General features: G+C 73.5%; 13 protein-coding genes. 9 read left to right on the plus strand and 4 right to left on the minus strand.

What is annotated here, in order from left to right; translation table 11 throughout:
* Positions 1–51 precede the first annotated feature (51 nt).
* Genes A4E84_RS29110 through A4E84_RS29120 form a run of 3 tightly spaced genes read right to left on the minus strand, consistent with a single transcriptional unit; the run spans position 52 to position 2,012 of the window.
* Positions 52–951: an aminoglycoside phosphotransferase family protein gene (locus A4E84_RS29110; RefSeq protein ID WP_062929373.1), complete on the minus strand. Its 900-nt coding sequence runs from the start codon at positions 949–951 to the stop codon at positions 52–54.
* 48 nt (positions 952–999) lie between these two features.
* Positions 1,000–1,464, minus strand: coding sequence for a ferritin-like domain-containing protein (locus tag A4E84_RS29115; protein ID WP_062929374.1), 465 nt, complete (start codon positions 1,462–1,464; stop codon positions 1,000–1,002).
* A complete protein-coding gene (locus tag A4E84_RS29120; RefSeq protein WP_062929375.1) occupies positions 1,461–2,012 on the minus strand; it encodes a hypothetical protein in 552 nt (183 codons plus the stop codon). The genes A4E84_RS29115 and A4E84_RS29120 overlap by 4 nt, the downstream gene beginning before the upstream one ends.
* A 216-nt stretch (positions 2,013–2,228) precedes the next feature.
* Between A4E84_RS29120 and rimP the strand changes: the two genes are divergently transcribed.
* The 9 genes from rimP to A4E84_RS29160 all read left to right on the plus strand — a co-directional run bounded on the left by rimP (position 2,229) and on the right by A4E84_RS29160 (position 13,997).
* A complete protein-coding gene (rimP, locus tag A4E84_RS29125; RefSeq protein ID WP_062929376.1) occupies positions 2,229–2,729 on the plus strand; it encodes a ribosome maturation factor RimP in 501 nt (166 codons plus the stop codon).
* Positions 2,730–2,731: 2 nt separating this feature from the next.
* The gene (gene nusA, locus A4E84_RS29130) at positions 2,732–3,730 is read left to right on the plus strand and encodes a transcription termination factor NusA (protein WP_062929377.1); all 999 of its coding nucleotides are present in this window, start codon (positions 2,732–2,734) and stop codon (positions 3,728–3,730) included.
* A gap of 102 nt (positions 3,731–3,832) precedes the next feature.
* A complete protein-coding gene (locus A4E84_RS41325) occupies positions 3,833–4,129 on the plus strand; it encodes a YlxR family protein (RefSeq protein WP_079129157.1) in 297 nt (98 codons plus the stop codon).
* Positions 4,130–4,274: 145 nt separating this feature from the next.
* Positions 4,275–7,400, plus strand: a complete 3,126-nt coding sequence (infB, locus tag A4E84_RS41330; RefSeq protein WP_079129158.1) for a translation initiation factor IF-2 — start codon at positions 4,275–4,277, stop codon at positions 7,398–7,400.
* Positions 7,401–7,533: 133 nt separating this feature from the next.
* Positions 7,534–7,827, plus strand: a complete 294-nt coding sequence (locus A4E84_RS29140; protein ID WP_062929379.1) for a DUF503 domain-containing protein — start codon at positions 7,534–7,536, stop codon at positions 7,825–7,827.
* A gap of 32 nt (positions 7,828–7,859) precedes the next feature.
* Positions 7,860–8,312, plus strand: coding sequence for a 30S ribosome-binding factor RbfA (gene rbfA, locus A4E84_RS29145; protein WP_062929380.1), 453 nt, complete (start codon positions 7,860–7,862; stop codon positions 8,310–8,312).
* Positions 8,309–9,214, plus strand: coding sequence for a tRNA pseudouridine(55) synthase TruB (gene truB / locus A4E84_RS29150; RefSeq protein WP_062929381.1), 906 nt, complete (start codon positions 8,309–8,311; stop codon positions 9,212–9,214). The genes rbfA and truB overlap by 4 nt, the downstream gene beginning before the upstream one ends.
* A gap of 257 nt (positions 9,215–9,471) precedes the next feature.
* The gene (locus A4E84_RS29155) at positions 9,472–12,873 is read left to right on the plus strand and encodes a trypsin-like peptidase domain-containing protein (RefSeq protein WP_062929382.1); all 3,402 of its coding nucleotides are present in this window, start codon (positions 9,472–9,474) and stop codon (positions 12,871–12,873) included.
* A gap of 167 nt (positions 12,874–13,040) precedes the next feature.
* Positions 13,041–13,997 carry a bifunctional riboflavin kinase/FAD synthetase gene (locus tag A4E84_RS29160; RefSeq protein WP_062929383.1) on the plus strand — a complete coding sequence of 319 codons (957 nt, stop codon included), beginning with the start codon at positions 13,041–13,043 and terminating at the stop codon, positions 13,995–13,997.
* A gap of 55 nt (positions 13,998–14,052) precedes the next feature.
* Here the strand turns inward: A4E84_RS29160 and A4E84_RS29165 are convergent, their stop codons facing one another.
* Entirely contained in the window at positions 14,053–14,736 is a 684-nt protein-coding gene (locus A4E84_RS29165) for a TetR/AcrR family transcriptional regulator (RefSeq protein ID WP_062929384.1), read from the minus strand.
* Positions 14,737–14,816: the final 80 nt, after the last annotated feature.

Genomic DNA, 14,816 nt, shown 5'->3' on the forward strand with positions numbered 1-14,816 from the left:
GTCCGAGCCGGCGGCCCGGGGCGCAGCACGCGGGCCCTGCGGCCCCACGCCCTACAGCCAGCTCGCGAACTCCAGCAGCAGCTCCGCATCGCGCGGCCGTCCGACCCGCCCGGCGCGCACGCCCGACTCCACCGCCCGGAACAGCGTCCAGCCCCGCAGCCGTTCCTGGTCCACGTCCAGGGACTCGGCGAGCCGCTTCACCCGGCGCCGGGTCGTGGCCGCGCCGGACGGCTGGGCGATCAGGTCCTCCACCCGGTCCCGGACCAGCCGGGCCAGATCGAAGGCGCACTCGCCGACCACCGGGTCGGGTCCCACGGCCAGCCACGGCATCCGCTCCCCGGCGAGCACCTTGCTCTGCCGGAACGTGCCGTGCAGCAGCCGGTGTTCGGGCGGCGCGGCCAGCAGCTCCTCGCGCGCCGCGAGCGCCACGCCGACCAGGGGCGCCACCTCGGGAGCGGCCTGCGCGCGCGCCCGCATCGCCGCCGCCTGCCGCCCGGTCCGCTCGGCCACGGTCTCGAAGGGGAAGCCGGCGGGCGGTTCCACCCACAGCCGCCGCAACGTCCCCGCCGCCTCCAGCAGCGCCTTCGCCTCCGGCAGCGACCGCACCGACACGTCCGGATGCAGCCGCTCCAGCAGCAGGACCCCCTCCGCGGAGAAGGGCTCCAGCAGCTGCACCGCACCCCGCCCGGCCCAGTGCGCCAGCGCGGCCCTTTCCGCCTCCGGGCGGGCCCGGCCCGGCGCCAGCTTGAGCACGGCCGGCGTCCCGTCCGCCGCCCGCACCAGCACGACCAGGCTGCTGCGCCCGCCGGGTACCTGCACCCGCTCCACGGTCAACTCGCGTAGCGTGACGGCCCGCTGCGCCGCCCCGGGCAGCTCCTCCAGCCAGTCGTCACCGTCCGGCGCCGTCTCACCGAGCGCCCTGACCAGGCGCTTCGGCGGTTCGAAGACCATGAGCGAGTCGTTCCCTTCGTGCCGTCCTCGGTGCGTGCCCCGTGCGGGTCACGCCGTCGGCGCCGCCGAGGGCGGGGCCGTGCCGGCCCGCTCCGCGAGCCCAGGGAAGGCTACGCTCTCGCCGCGCCAGCGCACCGCCCGTACCGCCGCCTCCCGCAGTGCCTCGGCGGCCAGGGCCCGCCGCCCGCCGCCCGCCGCGCGCACCAGGTCGGCGTACACCCCGGCCACCCGGTCCTCCAGCTCGGCGGCGAGCCGCACGGCCGCCGCCGAGTCCGGCACCTGGAACGGCAGCGCGTAACCGGCGGACGCGGCCACCGGCCGGCCCCCCAGGTCCTTCACCTCACGCACCAGCGCATCCCGGCGTGCCCGGTGCGCGTCGTACGCCGTGACCGCCTCGGTGCGGCGGCCCTCGGCGATCCTCCCGCCGACGACGCCGTAGCCGTACACCGCCGCGTGCTCGGCCGCCAGCGCGGCCTGCAGGGCCCGCAGCTCCCGGTCCTTCTCCTCGCTCACGCGTCCCCCTCCGTCAGCAGATACACGTGCACCGCTCCGGCCGCCGCCACCGACGCCAGCAGCCGCGCCAGCTCGCCCGGCACCCCGCCCAGCGCCTTGGCCCGCCGGTCGGCGAGCTCCTTCTCCGCCGTGGCGAGGTGGGCGAGGGCGTCCTTGTCGTTGTCCGGCACGGCCGCGGAGGGCGAGGGCGAGGCCGAAGAGGACACCGGTGCCGAAGAGGACACCGGTGCCGAAGGGGACGCCGAAGGCGACGCTTTCCGGCCACCGCCGAGGGCCCGCGCGTGCCGTACGACCTCCTCGCGCAGCGGCCGCAGCCGGCCCGCCAGTCCCGGCCGGGCGGCGATCACCGCGTCGTAGCGCTCTGCCAGAGCCTCGCTGTCGCGGGCCGCACGCGCGCGTGCCCGGTCGGCGGCCCGCAGGCCGTCCCCGGCCGGGCCACCGGAATCCCCGCCGGTGCAGCCCGCCAGGGCGAGAGCTGCCGGGGCGACGGCGAGCAGACTCCTTCTGCGCGGCCCCGAGCGGGCACGCGGCGATGGGGGGAACGGCACGTCAGACGTCCTCGGGGCTCGTTTCGAGAAACATTCGAGAAAGAAGGGACTGCGAGGGCTGCACGCCCGTGATCACGGTACCCGGGCCCCCGCCCCGCATCACTCAGCGGCACCGTTCGTGACCGGGTGGACGGCAACACTCCCTGCGACCGGATACCCTTTGACCAGACACGCGACCCATCCCACAACAGCACACGCGGCCGAGGAGTCACCCGGATGAGCACCACCCAGAGCGAGAGGCTGCGAGGACTGCTGGAGCCGCTCGTCACCTCTCAGGGCCTGGACCTCGAAGAGATCGAAGTGGACTCCGTCGGACGCAAGCGTGTGCTCCGCGTCGTCGTCGACTCGGACACGGGCGCCGACCTGGACCAGATCGCCGATGTGAGCCGCGTGCTCTCGGCGAAGCTCGACGAGACGGACGCGATGGGCGAGGGCGAGTACACCCTCGAGGTCGGCACCCCGGGCGCGGAGCGCCTCCTCACGGAACACCGGCACTACGTCCGCGCCACGGAGCGGCTGGTGAAGTTCCAGCTGGCCGAGGGCGGCGAGCTGGTCGCCAGGATCCTGAAGGTCGACGACGAGGGTGTCGACACCGAGGTGCCCGGAGTGAACGGCCGCAGGGCCACCGCGCGCAGAATCGCCTTCGACGACATCGTCCGGGCGCGTGTCCAGGTCGAGTTCAGCCGCAAGGACAACAAGAAGGAAGAGGAGGCGTAGCCGTGGACATCGACATGAGCGCCCTGCGGGGCTTGGTACGGGAGAAGGAGATCTCCTTCCCCCTGCTGGTCGAGGCGATCGAATCGGCCCTCCTCATCGCCTACCACCGCACCGAGGGAAGCCGCCGCCACGCGCGCGTGGAGCTCAACCGGGAGACCGGCCATGTGACCGTGTGGGCGAAGGAGGACCCCGACGACCTCGAGGAGGGCCAGGAGCCCCGCGAGTTCGACGACACCCCGTCCGGTTTCGGCCGTATCGCCGCCACCACGGCCAAGCAGGTCATCCTGCAGCGCCTGCGCGACGCCGAGGACGACGCCACGCTCGGCGAGTACGCCGGCCGCGAGGGCGACATCGTCACCGGCGTGGTCCAGCAGGGCCGCGACCCGAAGAACGTGCTGGTCGACATCGGCAAGCTTGAGGCCATCCTGCCCGTGCAGGAGCAGGTGCCGGGGGAGACCTACCAGCACGGCATGCGGCTGCGCAGCTACGTCGTCCGGGTCGCCAAGGGCGTCCGCGGCCCGTCCGTGACGCTGTCGCGCACGCACCCCAACCTGGTGAAGAAGCTCTTCGCCCTGGAGGTGCCGGAGATCGCCGACGGTTCGGTCGAGATCGCCGCGATCGCCCGTGAGGCCGGTCACCGCACGAAGATCGCCGTACGGTCCACCCGCTCCGGCCTGAACGCCAAGGGCGCCTGCATCGGCCCCATGGGCGGCCGCGTGCGCAACGTCATGGGCGAGCTGAACGGTGAGAAGATCGACATCGTCGACTGGTCGGAGGACCCGGGCGACATGGTGGCGAACGCGCTGTCCCCGGCCCGGGTCTCCAAGGTGGAGATCGTGGACATGGCGACCCGGTCGGCCCGGGTAACCGTGCCCGACTACCAGCTGTCCCTGGCCATCGGCAAGGAAGGGCAGAACGCCCGCCTCGCGGCCCGCCTGACCGGCTGGCGCATCGACATCCGCCCGGACACCGAACCGGCCGGGAACAGCTCCGAGGAATAGATCCAAGCCGCGCGTCGTTCAGATCACGACAGCTTCACGCGCGGCAACTGTTCGATCCCTGCCCCAAAGGGGTGAGGGGCGTACGGGGAGGTAGACTTAACAGTGTCTGGCCGGACGCGCGCCCGCGCATGCCCTGAACGCACCTGTGTGGGGTGTCGGGAGCGAGCGGCCAAGGCCGAACTGCTGCGGACCGTGGCGATCAAGGACGAGTGCGTCCCTGATCCACGCGGTACGCTGCCCGGCCGGGGTGCGTACGTTCACCCCGCACCGGTCTGTCTCGACCAGGCGGTACGCCGCCGGGCGTTCCCGCGGGCACTGCGCGTCCCGGGGCCGCTCGACACAAAGGCGTTGCGCCGATACGTCGAGCAGACAACAGTTGCCGAGCAGGCAACAACGTAAGACGTGCCGTACGGAACCCCGTGCGGCTAGGTACCTCGCGAGTCGAAAGCAGGTCGAGATTGCGATGAGCACTCGATGAGTACGCGATGAGTACGCCCATGAACTAGCGACGGTCCGGACGCAACCCGGACCTCAAAGGAGCGAAGTGGCTAAGGTCCGGGTCTACGAACTCGCCAAGGAGTTCGGCGTCGAGAGCAAGGTCGTCATGGCCAAGCTCCAGGAACTCGGTGAATTCGTCCGTTCGGCGTCTTCGACGATCGAAGCGCCTGTTGTACGCAAACTGACGGACGCCCTCCAGCAGGGCAGCGGAGGCGGCAAGTCCGCCCCTGCCCGCAAGGCTGCCCCGGCGAAGCCGGGCGCCCCCTCACCCGCGCAGGCTGCCCGTCCGGCCGCCCCGCGCCCGCCGGCCCCCAAGCCGGCCGCCGCAGAGAAGCCCGCGGCTCCCGCCGCGCCGGCCGCTCCCGGCCCCCGTCCCACCCCGGGCCCGAAGCCCGCGCCGCGGCCCGCCCCGGCGTCCCCGGCTCCGACCACGCCCGAGTTCACGGCACCCCCGGCGGCTCCCGCCGCACCGGCCGCCTCCCAGGGCCAAGGCCAGAGCCAGGGCCAGGGCCAGGGCTCCGGCCCGCGTCCGGGCGCCCCGCGTCCGGCCGGCCAGGCGCCGCGTCCGGGTGCTCCGCGCCAGGGCGGTCCCGGCCAGGGCCGCGGTGACCGTGGCGACCGTCCCGGCGCCCAGCGTCCGGGCGGCGGCGCTCCGCGTCCCGGTGCCCGTCCGGCGGGTCCCCGCCCGGGCAACAACCCGTTCACCTCTGGTGGCTCCACCGGCATGGCGCGCCCGCAGGCGCCCCGTCCGGGCGGTGCCCCGCGTCCGGGCGGCCCCGGTGCGCCCGGTGGCGCCCCGCGTCCGCAGGGCCAGGGCCAGGGCGGCCCCCGTCCGCAGGGTGCCGGCGGCGGTCCTCGTCCTCAGGCTCCGGGCGGCGCGCGTCCGACCCCGGGCGGCATGCCCCGTCCGCAGGGCGGCGGTCCGCGTCCCGGCGGCGGTCCCGGTGGCCCGCGTCCGAACCCCGGCATGATGCCGCAGCGTCCGGCTGCCGGTCCGCGTCCCGGCGGCGGTGGCCCCGGCGGCCGCGGTCCCGGTGGCGGCGGTGGTCGTCCCGGTGGCGGCGCCGGCCGTCCGGGTGGCGGCGGCTTCGCCGGCCGTCCCGGTGGCGGCGGTGGCGGTTTCGCCGGCCGTCCCGGTGGTCCCGGTGGCGGTGGCGGCGGTTTCGCCGGCCGTCCGGGTGGTCCCGGTGGCGGTGGCCGTCCCGGCTTCGGTGGCCGTCCCGGCGGTCCCGGTGGCCGTGGTGGCACGCAGGGTGCCTTCGGTCGTCCCGGTGGTCCCGCGCGTCGTGGCCGCAAGTCGAAGCGGCAGAGGCGCCAGGAGTACGAGGCCATGCAGGCCCCGTCGGTCGGCGGTGTGATGCTGCCTCGCGGCAACGGCGAGACCGTTCGCCTGTCGCGCGGTGCTTCCCTCACCGACTTCGCGGAGAAGATCAACGCCAACCCGGCGTCGCTCGTCGCGGTCATGATGAACCTCGGCGAGATGGTCACTGCCACGCAGTCCGTCTCCGACGAGACGCTGCAGCTCCTCGCCGACGAGATGAACTACACGGTTCAGATCGTCAGCCCCGAGGAGGAGGACCGCGAGCTCCTGGAGTCCTTCGACATCGAGTTCGGCGAGGACGAGGGCGACGAGGAGGACCTGATGGTCCGCCCGCCCGTCGTCACCGTCATGGGTCACGTCGACCACGGTAAGACCCGGCTCCTCGACGCCATCCGCAAGACGAACGTCATCGCGGGCGAGGCCGGCGGCATCACCCAGCACATCGGTGCCTACCAGGTCGCGACCGAGGTCAACGAAGAAGAGCGCAAGATCACCTTCATCGACACCCCGGGTCACGAGGCGTTCACCGCCATGCGTGCCCGTGGTGCCCGGTCGACGGACATCGCGATCCTGGTCGTCGCGGCCAACGACGGCGTCATGCCGCAGACGGTCGAGGCGCTCAACCACGCCAAGGCGGCCGAGGTCCCGATCGTCGTCGCGGTCAACAAGATCGACGTCGAGGGCGCCGACCCGACCAAGGTGCGCGGTCAGCTGACCGAGTACGGCCTGGTGGCCGAGGAGTACGGCGGCGACACCATGTTCGTCGACATCTCCGCCAAGCAGGGTCTGCACATCGACTCCCTGCTGGAGGCCGTGATCCTCACGGCCGACGCCTCGCTCGACCTGCGGGCCAACCCGAACCAGGACGCGCAGGGCATCTCGATCGAGTCCCGTCTCGACCGCGGCCGTGGTGCCGTGTCGACGGTCCTCGTCCAGCGCGGCACGCTGCGGGTCGGCGACACCATGGTGGTCGGCGACGCGTACGGCCGAGTCCGGGCGATGCACGACGACAACGGCAACAGCGTTGCCGAGGCCGGTCCCTCGACGCCGGTTCAGGTCCTGGGCCTGACCAACGTCCCGGGCGCGGGCGACAACTTCCTGGTGGTCGACGAGGACCGTACGGCCCGTCAGATCGCCGAGAAGCGCGCCGCCCGTGAGCGGAACGCCGCGTTCGCCAAGCGCACGCGCCGCGTGTCGCTGGAGGACCTGGACAAGGTGCTCAAGGCCGGCGAGGTCCAGCAGCTGAACCTGATCATCAAGGGTGACGCTTCCGGATCGGTCGAGGCGCTCGAGTCCTCGCTGCTCCAGCTGGACGTCGGCGAAGAGGTCGACATCCGCGTCCTGCACCGTGGTGTCGGTGCGGTCACGGAGTCCGACATCGACCTGGCCATGGGCTCCGACGCCATCGTCATCGGCTTCAACGTGCGCGCCGCCGGGCGTGCGCAGCAGATGGCCGAGCGCGAGGGTGTCGACGTCCGGTACTACTCGGTCATCTACCAGGCGATCGAGGAGATCGAGGCGGCCCTCAAGGGCATGCTCAAGCCGGAGTACGAGGAGGTCGAGCTCGGCACGGCGGAGATCCGCGAGGTCTTCAAGTCGTCCAAGCTGGGCAACATCGCGGGTGTTCTCATCCGCTCCGGCGAGGTCAAGCGCAACACCAAGGCGCGCCTCATCCGCGACGGCAAGGTGGTCGCGGAGAGCCTCAACATCGAGGGTCTGCGTCGCTTCAAGGACGACGTCACCGAGATTCGCGAAGGGTTCGAGGGCGGTATCAACCTCGGCAACTTCAACGACATCAAGGTCGACGACGTCATCGCGACGTACGAGATGCGCGAGAAGCCGCGCGTCTGACCTGAGTCACGATCGGGGCCGATCGGCGGGACTTATTCCGTCGATCGGCCCCGGCCGTTGCGTGTACGGTTCCCGTATCGGCGTCGAAGCGTGGCGCCCGTACCCCGAACCGGCGGGACATCCGGATACACACATGTATGTGGGGACTCTGTCCTTCGATCTGCTCCTCGGCGACGTCCACTCGCTCAAGGAGAAACGCTCTCTGGTCCGTCCGATCGTGGCCGAACTCCAGCGCAAGTACGGGGTGAGCGCGGCCGAGACGGGTCACCAGGACCTCCACCGCAGGGCCGAGATCGGGCTCGCGGTGGTCTCAGGGGAGACGGGACACCTGACCGACGTCCTGGACCGCTGTGAGCGGCTCGTCGCCGGGCGGCCCGAAGTCGAACTGCTCTCGGTTCGACGCAGGCTCCACAGCGACGAAGACTGAAGCAACAAGTAAGCACTTAAGGAGACGGACCAGTGGCCGACAACGCGCGTGCCAAGAGGCTGGCGGACCTCATCCGAGAGGTGGTGGCGCAGAAGCTGCAGCGCGGGATCAAGGACCCGCGGCTCGGCTCGCACGTCACCATCACGGACACCCGGGTCACGGGCGACCTCAGGGAGGCGACCGTCTTCTACACGGTGTACGGGGACGACGAGGAGCGCGCGGCGGCCGCCGCCGGCCTGGAGAGCGCCAAGGGCATCCTGCGCTCCGAGGTGGGCCGGGCCGCCGGGGTGAAGTTCACGCCGACCCTGGCCTTCGTCATGGACGCCCTCCCGGACAACGCCCGCGCCATCGAGGACCTCCTCGACAAGGCGCGCATGTCCGACGAGAAGGTGCGCGAGGCGTCCGCGGGCGCGAAGTACGCCGGCGACGCCGACCCGTACCGCAAGCCCGACGAGGACGACGAGACGGACACCGGCGCAGAATGACCCAGAAGCACACCACGCCCGACGGCCTTGTCATCGTCGACAAGCCGTCGGGCTTCACTTCGCACGACGTCGTCGCCAAGATGCGCGGCATCGCCAGAACGCGACGCGTCGGGCACGCCGGCACCCTCGACCCGATGGCGACGGGCGTCCTCGTCCTCGGCGTCGAGAAGGCCACCAAGCTTCTCGGCCACCTCGCGCTGACCGAGAAGGAGTACCTGGGCACCATCCGGCTCGGGCAGAACACCCTCACGGACGACGCCGAGGGGGAGATCACCTCCTCCACGGACGCCTCCGAGGTCACCCGCGACGCCATCGACGCCGGCATCGCCGCCCTGACCGGCGACATCATGCAGGTGCCGTCCAAGGTCAGCGCCATCAAGATCAACGGCGTGCGGTCGTACAAGCGGGCCCGGGAGGGCGAGGAGTTCGAGATCCCGGCCCGGCCCGTGACGGTCGCCTCCTTCGGTGTGTACGACGTCCGGGACGCCGTCGCCGACGACGGCACTGCCGTCCTCGACCTGGTCGTCTCGGTCGTCTGCTCCTCCGGCACCTACATCCGCGCCCTCGCCCGTGACCTGGGCGCCGGCCTGGGCGTAGGCGGTCACCTCACCGCCCTGCGCCGCACCCGCGTCGGCCCCTACAAGCTGGACGCGGCCCGCACCCTCGACCAGCTCCAGCAGGAGCTGACGGTGATGCCGATCGCCGAGGCCGCCACGGCCGCGTTCCCCCGCTGGGACGTCGACACCCGCCGGGCCAAGCTGCTCACCAACGGAGTGCGGCTGGACATGCCCGAGACGTACGCGGGCTCCGGCCCCGTCGCCGTCTTCGACCCGGAGGGCCGCTTCCTCGCGCTCGTGGAGGACCACCGGGGCAAGGCCAAGAGCCTGGCCGTCTTCGCCTGACGGGAGGAACCGGGGCCGGTCCGCCCGTGGAGCGGCAGCCACGGGGTACCTCCACTGCCGCCGCTCCACGGTCCCCCTCGGTTCCCCCACCCCTAGGGTGTATCCAGGCTCCCCCGTTCCTTCACCCGTCCGTGCGGGCGCTCGGAGTGAACCGGGGGAGCGGAAGGGGGCGCTTTCGCAGAGCGATCTGTCCCGCTGATCATCCCGCCCCTACTGTCGAACACAAGGGCACGGGTGTACGGCGGGGAGGCTCGACGATGGCGTCGCGGAACCGGTCCCGGGAGACGGACGACAGCCCACAAGGCTCCCCGGACCTCCCCGGACCAGCACGGCACGAGGACGGGGCGGTCCCCGGTAACGCCCTCGTCCGCATCCACGACCTGGTCGGCCGCCCCCGCGGCACCGGCTTCCTGGCCGACCACCACGGCACGCTGATCACCAGCCACGAGGCCGTCGACGGCCTGCCCCGGCTCGTCCTGTACGGCGCCGGGGACCGCCGCCGGGTCGTGTCCGCCGACGCGGTCACCCCGCTGCCCGCGCTGGACCTGGCCCTCGTACGGACCGAGGGGCTCGGCGTGCCGCCGCTGCCCGTCACCGTGCGGGAAGGGGCCAGGACCGGCACCTACGTGCGGATCGCCGCCGGCGGCTGGCGCGAGGCACGGCTGCTGGGCTCGACCTCCGTGACCTACGCGGCCACGGACCGCTTCCACCGCCTCGACGACGCGCTGGAACTGGCGGTCGGCACGGCAGGGCGGGACGCGCTGCGGCTGGGCGGCGGAGCGGCCGGCGGCCCCGTGCTCGACGCCGGGACCGGTGCCGTGATCGGGGTGCTGGGCACCGCCCTCAGCTCCGATCACCGCGACGTCGGATTCGCCGTACCGCTGCGTTCCCGGCTCCCCGGTGCCGCACAGCCACTGGCCGACGTGCTCGACGAGAACGCGGCGACGGTTCCCGCGTACGGCGCGGACCTCAATCTGGCCGGGGTACTGGACCTGACCGCCGCCTCGGTGGCGCTGGAGGGACCGCCCGGCGGCACCGGCGTCCCGCACCCGGTCGAACGGGCGGCCGTGACGGCCGGGATCAGCGCGTTCACCGGCGGCCCGGCCGCCGTGCTCGGCCTCGTCGGCCCCCCGGGCAGCGGTCGTACGACGGAACTCGCGGCGCTCGCGGCGCGGCGCCGGCGGGACGGGCAGCCCACGCTCTGGCTGCGCGGCAGTGAACTGCGGGACGGCGACGCGTCGGTGGCGGACGCGGCACACCGGGCGCTGAACCGGGCCGCCCCCGCCGTGGCCGCCTCCGCCCCGTCCGGCCCGGGCGACATCACGCCCGAGCGCCTGGCCCACCTCGCCCGGTCCGAGGGCCGCCCGCTGCTGCTCCTGCTCGACGGCCCCGAGGAGATGCCCCCGGCGCTGACCCGCCGTCTGACCGACTGGACGGACGGGACCACGCGGTGGCTGCGGGAGACGGGAGCCCGGCTGGTGGTGGCGTGCCGGGCGGAGTACTGGGAGACCGCGCCCTTCCCCGCGGAGCCGTGCGTGGGTCTCGGCGACCTCACCGAGGGCGAGGCGCGGGAGGCGTACCGGCGTCACGGCCTCGCCGATCACGCCCTCGCCCCGGCCGACGCCCGGCATCCCCTCACCCTCGGTCTGCTCGCCGAGGTCCGGGCGGCCCTCACCGAGCCCCCCGAGGCGGCCGCGGCCGACCGGGACGACGTCTTCGCGGCCTACCTCGACCTGATGTCCCTGCGGATCGCCCAGCGCCTGGCCGCCGGCGACGGCCTGCACGGCACCGCCGTACGCCGCCTGGCCGCGAAGGTCGCCGGGCAGGTGCACGAGGCCGCCCGGCGCAGCCTCGGACCGGGGCCGGGGGACCTGGACCCGGAGGCCTTCGCGGCCGTGTTCCCGTGGGGGACCGCCCCGGAGCGGCTCGGCGGCGGCAGCGGCTGGGCGTCGGCCGTGCTCGCCGAGGGCCTGCTCGTGCCCGCCGGACCCGGCTACCGCTTCGCGCACGAGGGGCTCGCCGACTGGCTCCAGGGCATGCACCTCGACCTCGACGAAGCCCTGCACGCCCTCGTCCACCGCGCCGAGGACGCCCCGTCCGACCCCGTGCCGCACCACCGCATCGGGCCGGTCGTCCAGGCCCTGCTGTGCCTCGGCCGCCAGCACGGCCCCGGTCGGCTGACCTCCCGTCTGGCCGACCTGGTGCACGCCCTGGACGCCGATCCGCGCTCCTGGTGGGCCGCCCGGCTGCTCGCCGGGACGCTGTCGGCCCTGCCCGACGCGGCACCGTACACAGAGGTGCTGCGGCTGCTCGCCGACCGGATCGTGGCCTGGCGGCGGCAGGAGCGGCCCGTGCCGGACGAGCTCGGGCCCCCCTTCTGGACCGGCGTCAGGCTCCCGGAAGAGGCGCGCTGCGCCCTGCTGCGGCGGCTGGTCCACGCCGACGGGCCGCCGTGCGAGTCCGGACCCCGCTTCCTGGACGCCGTCGCCGCACTCCTCGCCGCCGACCCCGCCGCCGTGCAACCGCAGCTCGCCCGCTGGTTCGACGACGAGCAGCCGCTGCCCGCCACCCCGCACGCGACCGTGGCCACGGCTGCCCAGGCGCTCCTGCACACCCACCGGCACGGCGCGCTGGACGGTCTGACGGACGTGCTCGTCGACCGTGCGCACCGGCGGGCCGACGAACTGCTCGCCGTGCTGGCGGAGGAGGAGCCGTCGGTCGTGTGCCGGGCCGTCGACCGGTGGGCGCGCGACGAGCGGCCCGGGCGCCGGAGCGCCGCGGTGGTGCACGGACTGCGCGTCGCACCCCACGTGAACACCGGAGGCGACCGCGCCCTCCTGCGCTATGCGGCCCTCACCCTGCTCGCCCGCCCCGCCGACCGTGCCCTGCACGGCGGCGCGCTCGCCCTCCTCGTCCAGGACCCGCACACCCGGGCCCGCTACCTCCCGCGGGCGCTGGAGTACTTCGCGGCGGGCGACCCGCGGTTCTCACCGGACGCGCTCGCCGGAGCCCTCCTGACCGATCCCGAGCCGGTCCTCGGGGCCTTCGCGGCCCGGCTGGAGCGGCCGGACGCGGAGGAGGCCCTGCGGGCACTCGCCGACGCCGCCCCGCCCGGCCTGGCCCGGCGGGTCGCCGCACTGGTGTGCCGGGCGGCCTCGCTGCGGCCGGAACTCGCCGGGTACACCGCCGCGTACGCCGACCAGCGGCTCGACCGTGGCCCCGCCGCCCGGCCCGTGCTCCTGCCGCTGATCACGGGCCTGCTGGAGGACGGCCCGGTGCGGCTGCGCTGCGCCCTGGCCGCCGTCCTCACCCCGCCCGGCATCCCCGCCTCGCGTCCGCTGCGCCGTGAACTGCGCGACGCGCTCCTCGCCCGCGAGCACGACACCGACGTCCTGGACGCCCTCCTGCACGCCGCCGCCCGCAACAGCGGGGACGACCTGCGCGACCTCGTCCACCGCATCGGACTGCTCCTCGTGCGCACCCCGGAGGGCGCCACCCGCTTCGACCGCGCCCTGGTCGACCTGGGCCGGCACGTGCCCGGCTTCGCCGCCCGCGCGGCCGCCTGGCTGGCCGAGGCGCCCGAGGAGTGGGCGGCGCTGGTCGGGCCGAGTTCCCACCGGATGATCGAGAACCTGGCGGGCGCCGGCGTCCCCGCGTGACCGCCTCCAGGCGCCGGGCGGCAGTACGGTGTCGTGCGCCCTGTCACAGCCCCCATGCCGATGCGGGCAGGAGACACCCGGCATGGCACCCTTAGTCCTGCGCACGAGGCAACCACGGACAACGACCGGACACGGGTTCGACGAGCTTTCGACAAGGAGCAGGCACAGTGCAGCGCTGGCGTGGCTTGGAGGACATCCCCCAGGACTGGGGGCGCAGCGTCGTCACCATCGGCTCCTACGACGGAGTGCACCGCGGGCACCAGCTGATCATCCGGCATGCCGTGGACCGCGCCCGGGAGCTGGGCGTGCCCGCCGTCGTCGTCGCCTTCGACCCGCACCCCAGCGAGGTCGTGCGCCCCGGCAGCCACCCGCCGCTGCTCGCGCCGCACCACCGCCGCGCCGAACTCATGGCTGACCTGGGCGTGGACGCGGTGCTCATCCTCCCCTTCACGACCGAGTTCTCGAAGCTGTCCCCGGCTGACTTCGTCGTCAAGGTCCTGGTCGACAAGCTGCACGCCAAGGCGGTCGTCGAGGGCCCCAACTTCCGCTTCGGCCACAAGGCCGCCGGGAACGTGGAGTTCCTCGCCACGCAGGGCAAGACCTACGACTTCGAGGTCGAGGTCGTCGACCTGTACGTGACCGGTGCGGCGGGCGGCGGTGAGCCGTTCTCCTCCACGCTGACGCGGCGGCTGGTCGCCGAGGGTGACGTCGAGGGCGCGGCGGAGATCCTCGGCCGGCCGCACCGGGTGGAGGGCGTCGTCGTCCGGGGCGCCCAGCGCGGGCGCGAACTGGGCTTCCCGACGGCCAACGTCGAGACGCTGCCGCACACGGCCATCCCGGCCGACGGTGTGTACGCCGGCTGGCTGCACGCCCAGGGCGAGGCGATGCCGGCCGCGATCTCCGTGGGGACCAATCCGCAGTTCGAGGGGACCGAGCGCACGGTGGAGGCGTACGCCATCGACCGGGTGGGGCTCGACCTGTACGGCCTCCATGTCGCCGTCGACTTCCTGTCGTTCGTGCGAGGGCAGGCCAGGTTCGACACGCTGGACGCGCTGCTGGAGCAGATGGCCGAGGACGTCAAGCGCTGCCGGGAGCTGGTGGCGGCGGCCGAGCGATCCGCCTGACCTCCCCGGCACCTCCGCGTACTCGCTACACCTCCTTGGCACCTCCGCCGACTCGCTACGCGCTCGCGGCCTCGTCCGGGTGGAGGGCGTCGAGGATGAGGGTGAGGCCGAAGGCGAACTCGTCGGCGTAGTCGTAGCCGGGCTTGAGGACGTGCTCGGTGGCCAGTTCGGTGAGGTGGGGGTAGGTGTCGGCGGGCATGTCGCGCACGATGGCGCCCGCCACCTCGTCCAGCTCGGCGGCGCCTGTGAAGGGCAGGCTCAGCTCTTGGAGCACGAACCCGTACAGATAGCTGTCGATCAGCGAGACGGCGTGCGCGGCCATGGGGACGGAGAATCCTCCGGCGCGCAGCGTTCCGATGACGGCGTCGTGATGGCGCAGGGTCGCCGGGCCGGGCTGGGAGCGGGAGTCCATGAGGCCGACGGCCCAGGGGTGGCGCCGCAGTACGGCACGGGCGGAGTCCGCGCGGTGGCGCAGGGCACTCTTCCAGTCCGTGTCGCGCGGCGGTAGGTCGATCTCGCCGAACACCGCGTCCACCATGCCGTCGAGGATGTCTTCCCGGCCCGCGACGTGGTGGTAGAGCGACATCGCCTCGACGCCGAGTGGTCCGGCGATGGCCCGCATGGTGAGCGCGTTCGCCCCCTTCTCGTCCGCCACCGCCACCGCCGTGCGGATCACGCGCTCGCGGCTGAGCGGAGTGCGCTCCGACGCCCCCCGCCGGCCCTTGTTCCCCGCGCCCATCCGGCCCTCCTGCTCGCTTTTCGCCGTGCACTCCCCTTGACCGCCTTACAGCATAAGGCTAGCTTGCCTTACAACATAAG

It is taken from the genome of Streptomyces qaidamensis, assembly GCF_001611795.1.
GTDB classification, from domain to species: Bacteria; Actinomycetota; Actinomycetes; order Streptomycetales; family Streptomycetaceae; genus Streptomyces; species Streptomyces qaidamensis.